The sequence below is a fragment of the Streptomyces sp. NPDC059695 genome (assembly GCF_042733785.1).
Lineage (GTDB): Bacteria > Actinomycetota > Actinomycetes > Streptomycetales > Streptomycetaceae > Streptomyces.
In genome coordinates, this window is sequence record NZ_JBHWFF010000002.1 from 422728 (window position 1) to 440685 (window position 17958).

Below are 17958 nucleotides of genomic sequence, written 5' to 3' on the forward strand. Positions count from 1 at the left end.
GGTGGGGGTGTGGGCGCCGCGGGGGGGGGGGGGGGGGGGGGGGGGGGGGGGGGGGGGGGGGGGGGGGGGGGTTTTTGGGGGGGGGGGGGGGGGGGGTGGGGGGGGGCGCCCCCCCCCCCGACTCCGGCGGTCGCGAACAGGAGCAGGGATCCGATCAGGCGCGGAATCGTTCGACGCTGTCTCACAGGCGGGGTCCCCTTCGGGTGATCGACACGTCCGTCGTTCTGTATATCCCTTTGGCCACCATGCGTACCGCTCGCCCTACCCGGGGTCAAGGTCTGGACCAAGCGTCCGATCCGGCACGTCGATCATGGTCCCCCTGCCCGAATTCGGGCACGATTCTTGCGAAGGGCGCGGCTGACCCCTCAGTATGCACGGGTGCTCGAACGCCGCCCGTCGCACGACGACCTCATCGACCACCTGGTCCGCAGCACCGCGCTCCAGCGCGGTGAGGCCGCCCGGGTGGTGCTCGACGTGCTGGCGTACTTCGACGAGACGACCGAGGAGTTCGTCCGCCGCCGCCACCGCGAGCTGCAGTCCGGCGGCGCCGTGAACGCCGAGATCTTCGAACGGATCGCGGCGGAGCTGCCGCACCGTGCGGTGGCCCCACCGGAGCTCTCGCTCCGGCAGCTGCGCCGCATCGTCTACGGCTGAGCGGCACTCATCACCAACCTGGAGGGGTTTCACCTTTATGTGCGGAATTGTCGGTTACATCGGTAAGCGCGACGTGGCCCCGCTGCTCCTGGAGGGCCTGGCCCGCCTGGAGTACCGCGGATACGACTCGGCCGGCATGGTCATCACCAGCCCGAAGGCCTCCGGCCTGAAGATGGTGAAGGCCAAGGGCCGCGTCCGCGACCTGGAGGCCAAGGTCCCCAAGCGCTTCACCGGCACCACCGGCATCGCCCACACCCGCTGGGCCACGCACGGCGCCCCGAGCGACGTCAACTCGCACCCGCACCTCGACCCCGAGAACAAGGTCGCGGTCGTCCACAACGGCATCGTGGACAACGCCCAGGAGCTCCGCGCCAAGCTGGAGGCCGACGGCGTCGTCTTCGCCTCCGAGACGGACACCGAGGTCATCACCCACCTCATCGCCCGCTCCCAGGCCGAGACGCTGGAGGAGAAGGTCCGCGAGGCGCTCAAGGTCATCGAGGGCACCTACGGCATCGCCGTGATGCACGCCGACTTCAACGACCGCATCGTGGTGGCCCGCAACGGCTCCCCGGTCATCCTCGGCATCGGCGAGAAGGAGATGCTCGTCGCCTCCGACGTCGCCGCCCTGATCGCCCACACCCGCCAGGTCGTCACCCTCGACGACGGCGAGATGGCCACCCTCAAGGCCGACGACTTCCGCACCTACACGACCTCGGGCGCCTCCACCACGGCCACCCCCGAGACCGTCGAGTGGGAGGCCGCCTCCTACGACATGGGCGGCCACGACACCTTCATGCACAAGGAGATCTCCGAGCAGCCCGACGCGGTCGACCGCGTGCTGCGCGGCCGGATCGACGACCGCTTCTCCACCGTGCACCTGGGCGGCCTGAACCTGGACCCGCGCGAGGCCCGCACCATCCGCCGCATCAAGATCCTCGGCTGCGGCACCTCGTACCACGCCGGTCTGATCGGCGCCGGGCTCATCGAGTCCATGGCCCGCATCCCCGCCGACGCCGAGCCGGCCTCGGAGTTCCGCTACCGCAACCCGGTCGTGGACCCCGACACCCTCTACATCGCCGTCTCCCAGTCCGGCGAGACCTACGACGTGCTCGCCGCCGTCCAGGAGCTCAAGCGGAAGGGCGCCCGCGTCCTCGGCGTCGTCAACGTCGTCGGCTCCGCCATCGCCCGCGAGGCCGACGGCGGCGTGTACGTCCACGCCGGCCCCGAGGTCTGCGTCGTGTCCACCAAGTGCTTCACCAACACGGTCACCGCCTTCGCGCTGCTCGCCCTGCACCTGGGCCGCATCCGCGACCTGTCCGTCACCGACGGCAAGCGGATCATCGAGGGCCTGCGCAAGCTGCCCGCGCAGATCGAGGAGATCCTCAAGACCGAGGACGAGATCAAGAAGATCGCCGCGGAGTACGCCGGCGCCCAGTCGATGATGTTCATCGGCCGCGTGCGCGGCTACCCCGTCGCCCTGGAGGCCTCCCTCAAGCTGAAGGAGATCTCCTACATCCACGCCGAGGCGTACCCGGCCTCCGAGCTGAAGCACGGCCCGCTCGCCCTCATCGAGCCGGCCCTGCCGACCGTCGCGATCGTCCCCGACGACGACCTGCTGGAGAAGAACCGCGCGGCCCTGGAGGAGATCAAGGCCCGCAGCGGCCGCATCCTCGCCGTCGCGCACCAGCCGCAGGCGAAGGCCGACCACACCATCGTCGTCCCGAAGAACGAGGACGAGCTGGACCCGATCCTCATGGGCATCCCGCTCCAGCTCCTCGCCTACCACACGGCGCTCGCCATGGGCCGTGACATCGACAAGCCGCGCAACCTGGCGAAGTCCGTCACCGTCGAGTAGTCCCCGCCCCCAGCCGTCGCGGCCGAGGCGCGCGCCCGGGCCTGTCCCCCGGGCGCCGCGCTCCTCCGGGCCTGTCCCCCGGAGCCTCGGCCGGACACGCAGCGGTCCCCGTGCACACACCTCCCGTGCACGGGGACCGCTGCGCTTTCCGGGTGGATCAGCCCGCGGCCGGGGCGCTGCCGCCCGCCGTGCGGCGCAGTGCCGTCGGCCAGCCGGCGACCGCGGCCGTGGCGCCGTACCAGGCGACCAGACCCGCGACGGCGGCGACCCAGCCGCCCGCCTTGCCCAGGCCGCCGTTGTCGGCGAGGGCTCCGATGCCGAGCAGCAGCAGCGCGACGAACAGCAGCCCGTACACGCCCTGGCCGAAGAGTCCGCTGCCCGCGGACGCCACGGTCAGCGTGAGCGCGAGAAGCGCCCACAGGAGCAGGAAGAGCCCCATGGCGTCGGCCGAGGCGTGCCCGCCGGCGCCGCTGCCCCAGGTGAACCAGAAGGCGCCGAGCGCCGCGTACGCCGTGCCCTCGCCCTTGTCGCCCGCGCGCAGGGCGAGCAGTCCGACGAGGAAGAGGGTCACTCCGCCGACCCAGGTGGCGAGGCCCGCGGCATCCGCTGCCGCGACGTTGTCGATGACACCGGTTCCGCCCAGGCCGAAGGCCAGCAGGGTCAGTCCGAGTGCCAGGTGTCCGAGCGTGGAGGTGGTGTTTCCCGCGGCGACTTCGTTGTTCACGGCGGGCTCCCTTCAGGTGTGCAGTTGTCCTGCGTGAGCTGCTGTTCCGGTGAGCCTTATGTACCCTTCACAAGCGCACAATTCACCTGAGGAAGGCTGAATTTATGGCCGGATGTCGGCAGTTGGCCCGGAGACCTGACGGGGTGTGACAGAAAGGGGGCGACGCCCGGGGGGAGTTACGGGATGACGATCACGGGCCGCTGGGCGCGGCGGGCGAGCCGGCCGGCGACCGAGCCGAAGATCCGGCCGACGATCCCGTGCGTGGAGCCGACCACGATCGCGTCGGCCGAGTACTCCCGGCCGACCTCCTCCAGCTCGTGACAGATGTCCCCGCCGCGCTCGACCAGGATCCACGGCACCTCGGCGAGGTGCTCGGCGCAGGCCAGCTCCAGACCGAGGACCTCGGTCCGGTGGTCCGGCACGTCGACGAAGACCGGGGGCTCGCAGCCGGCCCACACCGTGGTGGGCAGCCGGTTGGCCACGTGCACGATGATCAGGCCCGATCCGGAGCGGCGGGCCATGCCGATGGCGTACGCGAGGGCGCGCTCACTGGACATGGAACCGTCGAAGCCGACGACCACCCCGTGCCGGAAGGCCGGGTCGCAGGCATGACGTGGCTGTTCTACCGCGAGGGGGTCGACCGTGGAATCGGCGACGCGCTTGCGGTCCGCGGGTTCGGGGAATTCGTGACCGGCCATCGGTGTCTCGGCGAAGAGGGTCCTCGTGGGAAGGGACGGGGAAAGGGGGGGACGAACGACGGGTGGCGGCGGAGCTGTGTCCGGGAATCATCTTCCCAAGCCCATACCCCCAAGGGTACGGCGACACTCCTCTCCTGCCCAGAGCCCGCCGCGCCACACCCGGCGTGCCCGCCGCTCGCGCGCGGCGTTCCAGGGAGCATGCACGAGGGGTTCGGGATCTGGCAATGCCGGATGTGCCCTACAGGCGTCCGTACGGGGGCCAAACGGACGTCGCCGAGAGTGACCGGAAGGTTCCGTTCCTCGTTGCCACAGGTCCAGCCCACCGTCGCAGGGAGACCGCCCGTGCCCGCACCATCGCCCGCCGCCGGCCAGACCCCCACCGTCTCCGTCCCCGCGCTCGGAGCGCCCGGCGGCCGCCGCCGGGCCCCCGCCCTCCCCCCGGCCCCGGCCGCCGGCGCGGACCCGGACCCGGGGTCGGCGGCGGGCGCGGGCGCGGCGGACGAGGCCGGCGACGTCGTCCGCTGGGCGGCCTTCTGCTGCGTGCTGGTCCCCGTGGTGCTCGTCGCCTACGGCACCTCGCTCGGCGGCGCCGCCGGGACCGCGCTCGGACTCGTCTCCGTGACGGCGGCCTGCCGGCTGCTGCTGCGCCGCTCGGAGCGCGGGCTGCGCGCGGAGACGGTCCGGGCGCGGCGCCGGAACTAGTCACGAAAGGGGTCCCGGGACGCTCCCGCCCCCCTTCGAGTTGACAGGTTCGCACACCCGACCCCATATGTTTTCAGCCAACTTCCGGCCATCGGCGAGTCCTTGGCGGAACGGTTGGCCAACCCCGGCGCCGGAGGCCGCGGAAGCCCCGCCCCAAGGGCCCACACCCCCCGCGTACGGGGACGTTCGTCACCCCGCGCCCGCCCTCCGGGGCCGTCGGACGCGAGACTTCGCGATCGATCGCTTCACGCCAAGTTGCCTTGTCGACAATCCACCGGATGGAGAACTTGTCACGCCGGCGCCACGGGACGCAGTAGATTCGATCATGGGTACCGAAGACTGGGGTCTCGTGCAAAACCGAGGGGAAACGTGCAGGAGCGACACGACCAGGGAGACGCGAACACCGAGGGGGGCTTAGCGTCATGAGCCAGGACTCCGCCGCACCGGAGGTCGCACGGAAGCTGTCCGGGCGCCGCCGTCGCGAAGTCGTCGCGGTGCTGCTGTTCAGCGGCGGCCCCATCTTCGAGAGCTCCATCCCGCTCTCCGTGTTCGGCATCGACCGGCAGGACGCCGGGGTGCCCCGTTACCGGCTGCTCGTCTGCGCCGGCGAGGAGGGCCCGCTGCGGACCACCGGCGGGCTCGAACTCACCGCGCCGTACGGCCTGGAGGCCATCGGCCGGGCGGGCACCGTCGTCGTCCCGGCCTGGCGGTCGATCACCTCGCCGCCGCCGCCGGAGGCGCTCGAAGCGCTGCGCCGCGCACACGAGGAGGGGGCCAGGATCGTCGGGCTGTGCACCGGGGCGTTCGTCCTGGCCGCGGCCGGACTGCTCGACGGCCGCCCGGCGACGACGCACTGGATGTACGCGCCGACGCTCGCCAAGCGCTACCCGTCGGTCCACGTGGACCCCCGGGAGCTCTTCGTCGACGACGGGGACGTGCTGACCTCCGCCGGCACCGCGGCCGGAATCGATCTGTGTCTGCACATCGTGCGGACCGACCACGGCACGGAGGCCGCGGGCGCCCTGGCGCGCCGGCTGGTCGTCCCGCCGCGGCGCAGTGGCGGTCAGGAGCGCTACCTCGACAGGTCTTTACCCGAGGAGATCGGCGCCGACCCGCTGGCCGAGGTCGTCGCCTGGGCGCTGGAGCACCTCCACGAGCAGTTCGACGTGGAGACGCTCGCCGCACGCGCCTACATGTCACGGCGGACCTTCGACCGCCGGTTCCGCTCGCTGACCGGATCGGCCCCGCTCCAGTGGCTGATCACCCAGCGGGTGCTGCAGGCGCAGCGGCTGCTGGAGACCTCCGACTACTCGGTCGACGAGGTCGCGGGCCGGTGCGGCTTCCGGTCCCCGGTGGCGCTGCGCGGCCACTTCCGGCGCCAGCTCGGCTCCTCGCCGGCCGCCTACCGCGCGGCGTACCGCGCCCGGCGTCCGCAGGGTGAGGCGGGCACGGCGGTGCTCGAACCGGCCTCGGTGCCGGCGCAGGGCCCGGCCGGGCTCCGCAGGCCGCTGGAGCCGGGCAAGCCGCAGTCGGACGCGTACGCGCCCGGGCGCCCGGCCCTGCCGGGCCAGCGCACCGCGCCGTAACAGACCGCCGCCGCCACAAGCGGCGCGACGCAGGAACGAAGGGCCCCCGGAGACACCTCCCCCGGGGGCCCTTCGGTGTGCCCGGAGCGCCGCCCTCCCCGCGGCCGGGACCGCCGCGGGAGGTCCCGGAAGGACGTGGTCCGGCCCGCCCTCTGGGGCGGGACGCTGATCACGTCTTAGGGTAGGACGCATGAACGATCGCATGGTGTGGATCGACTGCGAGATGACCGGGCTCTCGTTGACGGACGACGCACTCATCGAGGTGGCCGCACTGGTCACCGACTCGGAACTGAACGTGCTCGGCGAAGGGGTGGACATCGTGATCCGCCCGCCGGACGCGGCCCTGGAGACCATGCCCGAGATCGTGCGCCAGATGCACACGACCTCGGGGCTGCTCGACGCGCTCGCCGACGGCACGACGCTCGCCGACGCGGAGGCCCAGGTCCTCGCGTACATCCGCGAGCACGTCAAGGAGCCGGGCAAGGCACCGCTGTGCGGGAACTCGGTCTCCACGGACCGCGGCTTCCTCGCCCGCGACATGCCCGCCCTGGAGGGGCATCTGCACTACCGGATCGTCGATGTCTCCTCGGTCAAGGAGCTGGCCCGCCGCTGGTACCCGAGGGCGTACTTCAACAGTCCGGAGAAGAACGGCAACCACCGGGCGCTCGCCGACATCCGCGAGTCCATCGCCGAGCTGCGCTACTACCGCGAGGCGGTCTTCGTCCCGCAGCCCGGCCCCGACTCGGAGACGGCGAAGCGGATCGCCGCCCGCCACGTCGTACCCGCCGAATAGCCGATCGAACGGGTCCGCTCGCGCCCGCCGAACAATGCGTGCGCGAGCACCCCCCGGAACCCTGTAGACTTCTTCTCGGCCGGTCGGGGAAACCTTCGGGAAAACCGCCGGTCATGGTGGGTATAGCTCAGTTGGTAGAGCACCTGGTTGTGGTCCAGGATGTCGCGGGTTCGAGTCCCGTTACTCACCCTGAAGGCTCAGGCCCCGGTTCGAAAGAACCGGGGCCTGAGTCGTTTCCGCGTCACAGACACCCTGGGAGCGCTCCCCGGGTCCGGACGCCTTCACCCGTACGGACGAGGCGTTGATCCACTTCCCCCCACGCCCTGTTAGCGTCCCCTTATGTTCCATATGTTCACATTTATCTACTCCTGGGCGGGGTGAGGCCGCGTGGGAGTCCTCAGTGACCACCCCGAATTCGCCCTCTTCATCTGTCTCTCGGCGGGCTACCTCCTCGGCAGGCTCCGCGTCGGCCCCATCACCCTCGGCGGCATCTGCGGCACGCTGATCGTCGCCCTCCTCCTCGGGGCCTGGACGAAGGTCACCATCTCCGACGACGTGAAGACGATCTTCTTCGCAATCTTCATCTTCTCGCTCGGCTATCTGGCGGGACCCCAGTTCTTCAACAACCTCAACCGGAAGAGCCTGCGCTTCTTCGCCCTCTGCCTCATCGAGGTCGTCTGCGTCGTCGGCATCGCCCTCGGCCTCGCCGGAGCCTTCGACCTCGACGTCGGCACCGCCGCCGGCATCCTCGCCGGGGCCGCCACCGAGTCCGCGGTCGTCGGCACGGCCACCGAGGCCATCGGCAAGCTCTCCGACCTGACCCAGCAGCAGATCACCGAGTACCAGGGCCACGTGGCCACCGCGTACACCGTCTGCTATCTGTTCGGCCTCGTCACCATCGTCATCTACACCAGCCAGATCATGCCGATGCTGATGCGGATCAACCTCCGCGACGCCTCCCGCGAGCTCTGGGAGAAGATGCGCGGCACCGGCGGCGGCCTGGAGTCCGACGAGCGCGAGGCGCTCCCCGGCCTCGTCGGCCGGACGTTCCTGGTCACGCTCGCGGACGGCGCCACCGTCTCCCAGCTGGAGCGGCAGAACGGCAGCCGGGTCACCGTCGAGGCGGTGAAGCGGGGCAGCCAGGTCCTCACCGCTCCCCCGCCGGACTTCGAGCTCGTCCTCTCCGACCTGGTCCTGATGGTGGGCCGGCGGTCCAACATCATCGAGGCCGGACGGCTCGTCGGCCCCGAGACCCCGGCCGTCCCCGGCCTCGACACCCCGCTCGCCACCACCCAGGTCTCCCTGACCGACCGATCGGCCGCCGGCAAGTCGCTCGACACGCTCACCCGGGAACACCCGGAGTTCGCCTCCGGCGGGGTGTACGTGACGGACGTCCTGCGCAACGAACAGCACCTGCCGGCCACCCCGGAGACCGTCGTGCACCGCGGTGACGTGCTCACCCTCGTCGGCGCCCGCTCCGGGCTCGGCAGGCTGGCGGCGAAGGTCGGCGCGACCGTGAGGAACGACGCCACCGACTTCATCTACCTGGGCCTCGGCATCGCCTGCGGCTCGCTGCTCGGGCAGGTCGTGGTCGAGTTCGGCGACGTCCCGATGTCCCTCGGCACCGGCGGCGGCTGTCTGGTCTCCGGGCTGCTCTTCGGCTGGTTCCGCTCCCGGACCCAGACCTTCGGCGCCTTCCCCCCGCAGGCCGCCACCACCCTCAAGGACATGGGCCTCGCGATCTTCATCGCCTGCACGGGCCTGGTGTCGGGACCGCAGGCCTGGCCGCTGCTCAAGGAGTACGGGGCGCTGCTGCCGTTCGCGGGCATCGCGATGGTCGTCGTGCCCGCGACGGTCTCCCTGGTCGTCGGACGCAAGCTCCTGAGGATCGAGAAGCCGCTGCTCATCGGCGCCATCGCGGGCCAGCAGTGCTCGACCCCGGCGATCACCTCGGTGACCCAGGTCGCCCAGAGCTCGGTCCCGATGCTCGGCTACACCGTCACCTACACGCTCTCCAACTTCCTGCTCCCGCTGACCGGGCCCCTGCTCGTCGGCATTCTCGGAGCGTGAGGAGCAGCAATGATCGATTTCCTCGACAGGAACATCTTCCAGCCCCACCCCGAGCTGCTCGTCTTCATCACCGTCGCGCTCGGCTTCCTCTTCGGCAAGCTCCGCTACAAGGCGATCGCGCTCGGCGCCGTCACCGGCTGCCTGGTGGCCGGACTGCTGCTCGGCGCCCAGTTCAAGGTCACCATCGACGGCACGGTGAAGAACCTCTTCTTCACCATGTTCCTCTTCGCCCTCGGCTACAAGGTCGGCCCCCAGTTCTTCCGGGGCCTGAAGAAGGACGGCCTGCCGCAGGTCGTCAACGCGGTCGTGGTCTGTGTGACGGGCCTCCTGGTCTCCTGGGGCTTCGCCGTGATGCTCGGGTACGGTCCCGGGCTCTCCGCCGGCCTCCTCGGCGGCGCGCTCACCCAGTCCGCCGTCATCGGTGTCGCCCAGGACGCCATCGGCAACCTGCCGGGGCTCTCCGCCGACCAGATGAAGACCGAGGAGAACCTGGTCGCGATCGGCTACGCCGTCACGTACCCGCTGGGCACGATCCTCTGCGCGATGCTCCTCGCCAACGTCCTGCCCAAGCTCTACAAGCGGGACCTGGCGGCCGAGTCGGCGCAGATGGCGAAGGAGCTGGACGCGCCGGGCGACAACCCCGACCTGGCCGAGGGCTACTACGAGGTCGTCCTCCGCGCGTACGAGATGGACCACTCCCCGCTCGTCGGCCGGACCATCGACGACTTCGAGAACCAGCAGAAGGAGCTCGGGCACCGCATCTACATCACGCGGGTCCGGCGCGAGGGACGGATCCTCGCGCACGACCAGCAGACCGTGCTGCGCTCCGGCGACGTGCTCGCCGTCAGCGCCCTGCGCGGCTCGCTCGTCGACTTCGACGCCCGCACCCACATCGGGCCCGAGACGGACGACGTCGAACTGCTCGGCTACCAGACCGAGTCCCTGCACGTGGTGGCCTCGGAGAAGGCGCACCTGGGGCAGACGGTCGCGGAGCTGCGCCGTGAGCCGTTCATGGTCGGGGTGTACATCGACAGGATCTACCGCTCGGGCGCGGAGTTCCCGTACCGGCTCTCCACGAAGCTGGAGCGCGGCGACACGGTGATCCTGACCGGCCCGAAGCGGCTGGTGGACCCGGCGGGCCGGGCGATCGGCAAGCCCGTGCCGACCTCGTTCGCGACCGACATGCTGTGGGTGGGGCTCGGCATCTTCCTCGGCGGCTGCATCGGCATCCCGGCCCTGACGGTCTCGGGCGTCCCGATCTCGCTGTCCACCTCCGGCGGCGCGCTGATCATGGGCCTGGTCTTCGGCTGGATCCGCGGCAAGTACCCGACGTACGGGAACGTGCCGCCGGGCGCCCAGTGGTTCATGGACACGCTCGGGCTCTGCCTCTTCGTCGCGGTCGTGGGCATCAACGCCGGGCCCAGCTTCACCAGCGGCCTGTCCACGGCCGGCTGGGGGCTCCTCGTCTGGGGAGCGGTGGCGACGGTGGTCCCGCTGATCGTGGGCTTCCTGTACGGCCACTACGTGCAGAAGATCCGCTTCCCGATCCTGATGGGCGTCCTGGCGGGCGGCCAGACGACGACGGCGGCGATCGGTGCGATCAACGAGCAGTCCAGGTCCCAGATCCCGACCCTCGGTTACACGATCCCCTACGCGGTGGGCAACGTCCTGCTGACCATCTGGGGCGCCGTGATCGTCATCCTCAACCACTGACGTACGCAAGGGAGTCACCGTGCCCAAGACCACGTTCACCCGTCAGGAGATCCAGTCCTTCGCGCAGCTCTCGCCGTTCGAGCTGAAGGACAGGTTCATCCAGCTCGCGCAGGCGGCGCAGGCCGACAAGCCGGGCCAGAAGGAGAAGTCGCAGGCCCAGATGCTCAACGCGGGCCGCGGCAACCCGAACTGGGTCGCCACCGGCCCCCGCGAGGCCTTCTGCGCGCTCGGCTACTTCGCGCTCTCCGAGTCCCGCCGGGTCTGGACCGCCGACAACCTCGGCGGCATGCCCGAACTCAAGGGGTCCGCGGAGCGCTTCGACACCTTCGTGCGCCGCCATCCGGACCTGCCGGGCATCGAGATGCTGCGGGACTGCGTGGAGTACGCGGTGGAGCGCTTCGGCTTCGACCGGGACGCGTTCGTGCACGAGCTGACCGACAGCGCGATCGGCGACAACTACCCGGTGCCGGACCGGATGCTCACCCACGCGGAGCAGATCGTCCGCGGCTACGTGCACGACGAGATGTTCGACGGGCGCCCGCCGGCCGGGAACCTGTCGCTCTTCGCGACCGAGGGCGGCACGGCCGCGATGTGCTACGTCTTCGACTCCCTGATGAAGAACGGGATCCTGCGGAAGGGCGACCGGATCGCGCTGATGGTGCCGGTCTTCACCCCGTACATCGAGATCCCCGAGCTCGACACGTACGAGTTCGACGTCGTCACCGTCAACGCGTCCCTCTTCGCGGAGACCGGGGTGCGCGAGTGGCGCTACCCGGCGGAGGAGGTCGAGAAACTGGCCGACCCGTCGGTGAAGCTGGTCTGCGTCGTCAACCCGTCGAACCCGCCGTCCCTGGCGATGAGCGGGCGGGTGACGGACCAGATCAAGGACATCGTCGCGACCAGGAACCCGAACCTGCTGATCGTCACCGACGACGTGTACGGCACCTTCGTGGAGGGCTTCCGCTCGCTCGCGGCCGACCTCCCGCGCAACACGCTGCTCGTGTACTCGTACTCCAAGCACTACGGCTGCACCGGCCACCGGCTCGGGGTGATCGGCCTGCACGACGACAACGTCGTCGACGAGCTGATCGCGAACCTGCCGCAGTCGGAGAAGGACCGGCTGAACAGGCGGTACGGCTCCCTCAGCCTGGAGCCGGAGAAGATCCGCTTCATCGACCGGCTCGTGGCCGACTCCCGCCAGGTCGCCCTCAACCACACCGCCGGGCTCTCCCTCCCCCAGCAGGTGATGATGACGCTGTTCTCCCTCTTCGACATGCTGGAGGAGGGCCAGGCCTACAAGCGGAAGATCCGGGAGATCGTGCGGCAGCGCCTCGACCTGCTCCTCGAAGGCGCCCAGATGAAGATCGCCGAGGACGCCGGGCGGGCCGGGTACTACATCGAGCTCGACCTCCTCGCGGAGGCGGAGCGGGTGCACGGCAAGGACTTCGCGGACTTCCTGGAGAAGAACTACGAGCCGGTCGACCCGCTGTTCCGGCTCGCCGAGCAGACCGGCGTGGTGCTGCTGAACGGCGGCGGGTTCGACGGGCCCGAGTGGTCGGTCCGCGTCTCGCTCGCGAACCTCGACGACCTGGACTATCTGAAGATCGGCCACCACCTGCGGGCGATCTTCAACGACTACGCGGAGGAGTGGAAGGTGTCCCGGGCCTCCGCGTAGGAGCCGGAGGGAGAAGAGGAGGCGCGCCCCGGCCGGTGGTGGGGGTGGGGTGGTTCCGGCCGGGGCGCGCGGTGTGGGGGGCGCGGTGGCTTCTCGCGGGTGTCGCGCGCGGGTGGCCCGCGCGGTGGCCTATCGGTAGGCGCCGAAGGCCTTCGTGAAGGCCAGCGGCTGCTGGAGGACCGAGGAGCAGGTGGGGTCGGCGTAGGTCACGGCGCCGGCCGCGCACTGCTTGTCGCGGGTCGCGGACCACATGGAGAGCCATCCGAGGCCCCTGGACTTCGCGAAGTCGACGAGCTGGGTGGCGTCGTCGACCCGGAAGACCTCGCTGCTCACGTCGTTGACGCCGATCATCGGGGTGACGGCGACGGCCTTCCAGGCGGCCGCGTCGGAGAGGCCGAGGACGCCCTTGATCTGGGCCTGCGTCGCGGTGGCCGCCTGGATCGCGTACGTGCCCATGTCCGCGCTGTACGCGGGCCCGTAGTCCATCGCCATGACGTTGACGGCGTCGACCCGGACCCCGTTCCGCCGGGCGTCGGCGAGCAGGTCCACGCCGGGCTGGGTGAGGCCCTCGGGCATGACCGGCAGGGTGAAGGAGACGTTCAGGCCCGGGTGGGACTTCTGGAGCTGGGCGATCGCCTGGGAGCGGCGGGTGTTGGCGGCGGTGTCGGGCAGCGCCGCGCCCTCGATGTCGAAGTCGACCTTGGTGAGCCCGTACCGGTCGACGGCCTTGCCGTACGCGGCGGCGAGCGCCGCGGAGGTCGGGCAGTTCAGGGCCAGCTCGTGGCCGGCGGCGCCGCCGAAGGAGACCCGGACGTCACCGCCCCTGGCGCGCAGGGCGCCGATCTGGGCCGCGACCCTGTCGTTCGCCAGGTCGGTGACGCCGCCCCACAGCGGCGTGCAGGAGCCGCCGGAGGTGAGGAAGGCGAGGTTGAACTCCTTCACGCCGGTGGCGTCGGCGGTCGCGAGCAGGTCGTACGCCGGGTAGAGCGAGGTGTCGACGTACGGGGCGAACCGGGCGGCCGTGACGGGGCCGCCGGTCGTGGTGGGCGTGGGGGCGGGGGTGGAGGTCGGAGCCGTGGTGGCGGTGGCCGTGGGCTTCGGGCTCGTGGTCGCCGTGGCCGTGGGCTTCGGGCTCGTGGTCGCCGTGGCCGTCGGCTTCGGGGAGGCGGTCGCGGTGGGCGGGTCGGTGGGGCGGCCGCTGGGGGTGGGCGCGGTGCCTCCGGCGGAGCAGGCCGCCTTGTTGATGCGGCAGTCGGCGGGGTCGCCCGCCCGGCCGGTGGCGGAGGTGACGAAGCCGACGGTCACGGACTGGCCGGGCGCCAGCTGCCTGTTCCAGCTCGCCGGCTTCACCGTGACGTGGCCGCCGGAGACGGTGTGCTCGCCGTTCCAGAGGGAGCCGAGGGTGGTGCCGGCCGGGAGGTCGAACTCCAGGGTCCAGTCGGACTGGGCGGCGGACGTCCCGTTGGTGACGACGTACTGGCCGGTGTAGCCGCCGGTCCAGGAGCTGGTCCGGGTGTAGGCGGCGCCGACGCCGGAGGCCTGGGCGGTGCCGGTGAGGGCGAGGACCGCGCCGCCGGCGACGGCCGCCGCGACGGCCGCTCCGACGGCCTTGGTCCGGGTGCTCGTCCTGCGCCGGTGCGAACTGGTGCCCATCGCGTGCCTGCCTCTGCGTGCCGGGGTGTGGGGGTGGGGTGCGGCAGCACGCTAGCGACCGTGAACCGGACAAACCGGCCTTCGGGGACAGGGGCCGGGATCCTTACGCTCCGCTTAAGGAAGGCATCGGAACCAGGAAAGGTTGGGCGGGGCGGCGCCTCACGCCTTGCGGCGGCGGCCCCGGCGGCCTCCGCCCCGGCCCGTACCGGCCGCGCGTCCGTCGAGGCTGATCCAGATCCGCACCTCGGTGCCGCCGAGGACCGAGTGGCCGATGCGGACGTCGCCGCCGGTCGACTCGGCCATGCGGCGCACGATGTCGAGGCCCAGGCCGGTGGAGCCGTCACGTCCGCTGCCCGCGCCCCGCGCGAGCGCGGCGGCGGGGTCGTCGATGCCGGGGCCCGCGTCGGAGACCAGGACGATGACGGCGTCCTCGCCGTTGTGGACGTCGATGGAGAAGGCCGTGGCCTCGGGAGTGTGCCGGAAGACGTTGCCGAGCAGGGCGTCGAGGGCGGCGACGAGTTCGGGGCGGGCGACGGGGATGCGGACCGGGCGGTCGACGCCCGCGACCCGCACCCGGCGGCCCTCGTCCTCGGCGAGCGCCGACCAGAACTCCATCCGCTCGCGGACCACTTCGGCGGCGTCGCAGCCCGCGCCCGGTCCGGTGGCCTGGGTCTGCGGCTTGGCGTCGCGGGCCGTGCGGATGATGATGTCGACCTCGCGCTCCAGCTGTTCGACGGCGGCGCGGGTCTGCTCGGCGGCCGGTCCCGAGCCGAGGGAGGCCGCGTTGAGCCGGAGCACGGTCAGCGGGGTGCGGAGCCGGTGGGAGAGGTCGGCGGCCAGCTCGCGTTCGTTCGCGAGCAGCTGCACGACCTGGTCGGCCATCGAGTTGAAGGCGACGGCGGCCGACTTGAGTTCGGGCGGTCCCTCCTCGGGGACGCGGGCGCCGAGCCTGCCCTCGCCGAGGTCGTGGGCGGCGCCCGCGAGCCGCTGGGCGGGCTGGACCATCCGGACGCCGAGGCGGTCGGCGACGGCGACGGAGCCGACGATCAGGGCGAAGCCGACGCCGGCGAGGACGAGCCAGGCGGTGGCGACGCCGTTGCTGACCTCGCCCTCGGGGACGAAGAGTTCGACGACGGCGACCTGGGCGTTGCTGAGCGCGGTGGGCTGGAGCAGGGCGAAGCCGCCGGGCACCTCGGCGATGGAGGCGCGGCCGAGGCTGCGGGTGGCGGCGAGCTCCGCCGGGTCGGCCCGCCGGGTGCCGATCTCCAGGGCGGTCCCGCCGGGCCCGTCGGCGGGAACGTGGATGGCGAGCCGGCCGGCCGCGCCGTCCTCGGTGGTGGCCACGGCCTTGTCGAGTTCGTCGCGGTCGGTGGTGATCGCGAGGACGGGGGCGAGCCCGGCGGCCCGGCGTTCGGCGTTGGAGAAGGCCCGGTCGCGGGCCATCTCCTTGACGACGAGCCCGAGGGGTACGGCGAAGGCGAAGACGACCATGACGGTGACGGCCAGCGACACCTTGACCAGCGCCCATCTCACGGCTGCGGCTCCCGGGGCGGCTCCAGCTTCACGCCCACGCCGCGCAGGGTGTGCAGGTAGCGGGGCCGGGCGGCCTTTTCGCCCAATTTCCGCCGCAGCCATGACAAATGTACGTCGATGGTCTGGTCGTCCCCGTACGACTGCTGCCAGACCTCGGCGAGCAGCTCCTTGCGCGGCACGACGACACCGGGCCGCCCGGCGAGGAAGGCGAGCAGGTCGAACTCGCGCCGGGTCAGGTCCAACGGCGCCCCGTCCAGCTCCGCCTGACGGCGCAGCGGGTCGACGGTGAGCCCCCCGACCCGGATGACCTGGGAGGGCGGGACCTCGCCCCCGCCGGCGCGGGAGCGGCGCAGGACGGCGGCCATGCGGGCCGTCAGGTGGTCGACCGAGAAGGGCTTCACGAGGTAGTCGTCCGCCCCCGCGTGGAGGAGCCGCACGATCTCCGCCTCGTCGTCCCGGGCGGTCGCGATGATCACCGGGACGTCGGTGATCCCGCGCAGCATCTTGAGCGCCTCGGACCCGTCGAGATCGGGCAGACCGAGGTCCAGGATCACGACGTCGAAGCGGAAATGGGCGACCTCGCGCAGCGCCTCCAGAGCCGTGCCGACGCTCCGTACGGTGTGGGAGGCCTCGGACAGCTGCCGGATGAGGGCGGAGCGCACGAACTGGTCGTCCTCGACCACGAGCACACTTGCCATGGGCGGCACCGTACGCCATCCGGGTGAAGCGCCGAGCATGACGCACCCTCCGGTACGGGCATACGGCCGGTAGTGCACTATGTCCCGGTGCGAAGAGGACTCGTTCACGCCCTGGCCTGGTCGCTCGCCACCGGCGCGGCGGTCACCCTGTCCTGGTGGGGGGTGCACACGGTGCTGTCCGGCACGGTGTACGACCCGCCGCGCGCGCTGCCGCTCCCGGCCGGCCCCGCCGAGGCCCCGGACACGGCCGGCGGCGACCCGCAGACCTCCTCCACCCGGAGCCCCGCGACGACCCCGCCGTCCTCCCCCGCCACCCCGAAGTCCACGCCGAGCGAGGCCCGGACGTCCCCGGCGGTCCCGTCCGCGACGCCCTCGCGGACCCCTGACCCCACCACGGAGCCGCCGGTCGCGCCGCCCTCGGACCCGGGCTTCGGCCCGGGCGTGAAGAGCTACCCCGTGGACGGCGGCCGGGTCACCTTCGACCTGGGCGAGACCTCGGCCGAACTGGTCTCGGCGACGCCCGCGTCCGGCTGGCAGATGCAGGTGTGGAAGCAGCCGACCTGGATCCGGGTCACCTTCACCAGGGACGGCCGCGAACTGTCGGTCTTCTGCCTCTGGCACGACACCGCGCCCCGCGTGGAGATCGAGGACCGCCAGGCCTGACGGCCGGTCGGTCTGTCGGTCGGTCGGCCTGTCGGCCGGTCAGCCGGTCAGCGGAAGACGGACGCCGGCGGTACGGGTGAGGGCTTGGCGCTCGCGTCGGTGACCGGTGCCGCTCCCCCGGCGAAGTCGGCGAGCGCCCTGCCGTGTTCCACCCGCCCCGGGTGCGGGTCGGTGGCGACCCGGCGGGTCAGCTCGGCCACCGGCAGCTCGCGGTCCGAGGCGAGCAGCACCGCGTTGCCGAAGCGGCGGCCGCGCAGGACCGTCGGGTCGGCGGTGAGCGCCAGTTCCGGGAAGACCGCGGCGGCGGTGGCGATCTGGCCGCGCAGATGGGTCAGCGGCGGGCCGTCCGCGAGGTTCGCCGCGTACAGGCCGCCGGGCCGGAGCACCCGCCGCACCTCGGCGAGGAACTCGGTGCTGGTGAGGTGGGCCGGGGTGCGGGCCCCGCTGAACACGTCGGCGATGACGAGGTCGGCCCAGCCGTCCTGGACCTTGCCGAGTCCGGCGCGGGCATCGGTGGAGCGGACCCGGATGCGGGCCCCCGGGTCGAGGGGCAGTTCCCGGCGGACGAGCTGGACCAGGAGCCCGTCGAGCTCGACGATCTGCTGGGTGGAGCGGGGCCGGGTCGCGGCGACGTAGCGGGCGAGGGTGAAGGCGCCGCCGCCGAGGTGCACGACCTGGAGGGGCCGGTTCGGCGGGGCGGCGAGGTCGGCGACGTGGCCCAGGCGCCGCTGGTACTCGAAGGTCAGGCTGGCCGGGTCGTCGAGGTCGACGTGCGACTGCGGGGCGCCGTCGATGAGCAGCGTCCAGCCGCGCGGGCGCTCCCGGTCCGGTATGAGTTCGGCGAGACCGCCGTCGACGGTCTCGACGACGGGGACGGCCGTCGCCGCCCTGTCACGCTGCTTGTTCCTGGCCACAGGCCCATTATCGGCGCAAGCCGGAAC

The 17958-nt window shown here is 71.9% G+C and carries 15 protein-coding genes and 1 tRNA gene; 10 read left to right on the plus strand and 6 right to left on the minus strand.

Annotated features, from left to right (window positions below; all coding sequences use genetic code 11):
* The first annotated feature begins 378 nt into the window (after window positions 1-378).
* Together ACFV2S_RS04455 and glmS are read left to right on the plus strand one after the other, a co-directional pair.
* Window positions 379-654: a hypothetical protein gene (locus ACFV2S_RS04455; RefSeq protein WP_030210307.1), complete on the plus strand. Its 276-nt coding sequence runs from the start codon at window positions 379-381 to the stop codon at window positions 652-654.
* A 37-nt stretch (window positions 655-691) separates the two neighbouring features.
* On the plus strand, window positions 692-2509 hold the full coding sequence (gene glmS, locus ACFV2S_RS04460) for a glutamine--fructose-6-phosphate transaminase (isomerizing) (RefSeq protein WP_383793464.1): 1818 nt from the start codon (window positions 692-694) through the stop codon (window positions 2507-2509).
* A 157-nt stretch (window positions 2510-2666) separates the two neighbouring features.
* On the opposite strand, the gene ACFV2S_RS04465 is transcribed toward glmS, so the two are convergent.
* Both ACFV2S_RS04465 and ACFV2S_RS04470 read right to left on the minus strand, forming a co-directional pair.
* A complete protein-coding gene (locus tag ACFV2S_RS04465) occupies window positions 2667-3233 on the minus strand; it encodes a GPR1/FUN34/YaaH family transporter (protein ID WP_385554144.1) in 567 nt (188 codons plus the stop codon).
* A gap of 176 nt (window positions 3234-3409) precedes the next feature.
* Window positions 3410-3931, minus strand: a complete 522-nt coding sequence (locus ACFV2S_RS04470) for a universal stress protein (protein ID WP_329850960.1) — start codon at window positions 3929-3931, stop codon at window positions 3410-3412.
* A gap of 342 nt (window positions 3932-4273) precedes the next feature.
* Between ACFV2S_RS04470 and ACFV2S_RS04475 the strand changes: the two genes are divergently transcribed.
* The 7 genes from ACFV2S_RS04475 (at window position 4274) to ACFV2S_RS04505 (ending at window position 12470) form a co-directional block, all read left to right on the plus strand.
* Entirely contained in the window at window positions 4274-4633 is a 360-nt protein-coding gene (locus ACFV2S_RS04475) for a hypothetical protein (RefSeq protein ID WP_385554146.1), read from the plus strand.
* Window positions 4634-5055: 422 nt separating this feature from the next.
* Window positions 5056-6219, plus strand: coding sequence for a helix-turn-helix domain-containing protein (locus tag ACFV2S_RS04480; protein WP_383799581.1), 1164 nt, complete (start codon window positions 5056-5058; stop codon window positions 6217-6219).
* A 190-nt stretch (window positions 6220-6409) separates the two neighbouring features.
* Entirely contained in the window at window positions 6410-7012 is a 603-nt protein-coding gene (gene orn / locus ACFV2S_RS04485) for an oligoribonuclease (RefSeq protein WP_383799584.1), read from the plus strand.
* Window positions 7013-7128: 116 nt separating this feature from the next.
* Window positions 7129-7201: transfer RNA gene (locus tag ACFV2S_RS04490), tRNA-His, on the plus strand.
* Window positions 7202-7399: 198 nt separating this feature from the next.
* Window positions 7400-9082: an aspartate-alanine antiporter gene (aspT, locus tag ACFV2S_RS04495; RefSeq protein ID WP_385554149.1), complete on the plus strand. Its 1683-nt coding sequence runs from the start codon at window positions 7400-7402 to the stop codon at window positions 9080-9082.
* 9 nt (window positions 9083-9091) lie between these two features.
* A complete protein-coding gene (aspT, locus tag ACFV2S_RS04500) occupies window positions 9092-10795 on the plus strand; it encodes an aspartate-alanine antiporter (RefSeq protein ID WP_385554151.1) in 1704 nt (567 codons plus the stop codon).
* Window positions 10796-10814: 19 nt separating this feature from the next.
* Complete coding sequence (locus ACFV2S_RS04505; protein ID WP_385554153.1) at window positions 10815-12470, plus strand: bifunctional aspartate transaminase/aspartate 4-decarboxylase; 1656 nt, start codon at window positions 10815-10817, stop codon at window positions 12468-12470.
* Between the two features lie 129 nt (window positions 12471-12599).
* Here ACFV2S_RS04505 and ACFV2S_RS04510 read toward each other — a convergent pair whose 3' ends face one another.
* From ACFV2S_RS04510 to ACFV2S_RS04520, 3 genes are all read right to left on the minus strand, one after another.
* Entirely contained in the window at window positions 12600-14123 is a 1524-nt protein-coding gene (locus tag ACFV2S_RS04510) for a cellulose binding domain-containing protein (protein ID WP_385554155.1), read from the minus strand.
* A 159-nt stretch (window positions 14124-14282) separates the two neighbouring features.
* Window positions 14283-15656, minus strand: coding sequence for an ATP-binding protein (locus ACFV2S_RS04515; protein WP_385554157.1), 1374 nt, complete (start codon window positions 15654-15656; stop codon window positions 14283-14285).
* The gene (locus ACFV2S_RS04520; RefSeq protein ID WP_385554159.1) at window positions 15653-16354 is read right to left on the minus strand and encodes a response regulator transcription factor; all 702 of its coding nucleotides are present in this window, start codon (window positions 16352-16354) and stop codon (window positions 15653-15655) included. The genes ACFV2S_RS04515 and ACFV2S_RS04520 overlap by 4 nt, the downstream gene beginning before the upstream one ends.
* An 87-nt stretch (window positions 16355-16441) precedes the next feature.
* On the opposite strand from ACFV2S_RS04520, the gene ACFV2S_RS04525 reads away from it, so the two are divergent.
* A complete protein-coding gene (locus ACFV2S_RS04525) occupies window positions 16442-17017 on the plus strand; it encodes a hypothetical protein (protein ID WP_385554161.1) in 576 nt (191 codons plus the stop codon).
* 47 nt (window positions 17018-17064) lie between these two features.
* Here the strand turns inward: ACFV2S_RS04525 and ACFV2S_RS04530 are convergent, their stop codons facing one another.
* Window positions 17065-17931, minus strand: coding sequence for a spermidine synthase (locus tag ACFV2S_RS04530; RefSeq protein WP_383790618.1), 867 nt, complete (start codon window positions 17929-17931; stop codon window positions 17065-17067).
* Window positions 17932-17958: the final 27 nt, after the last annotated feature.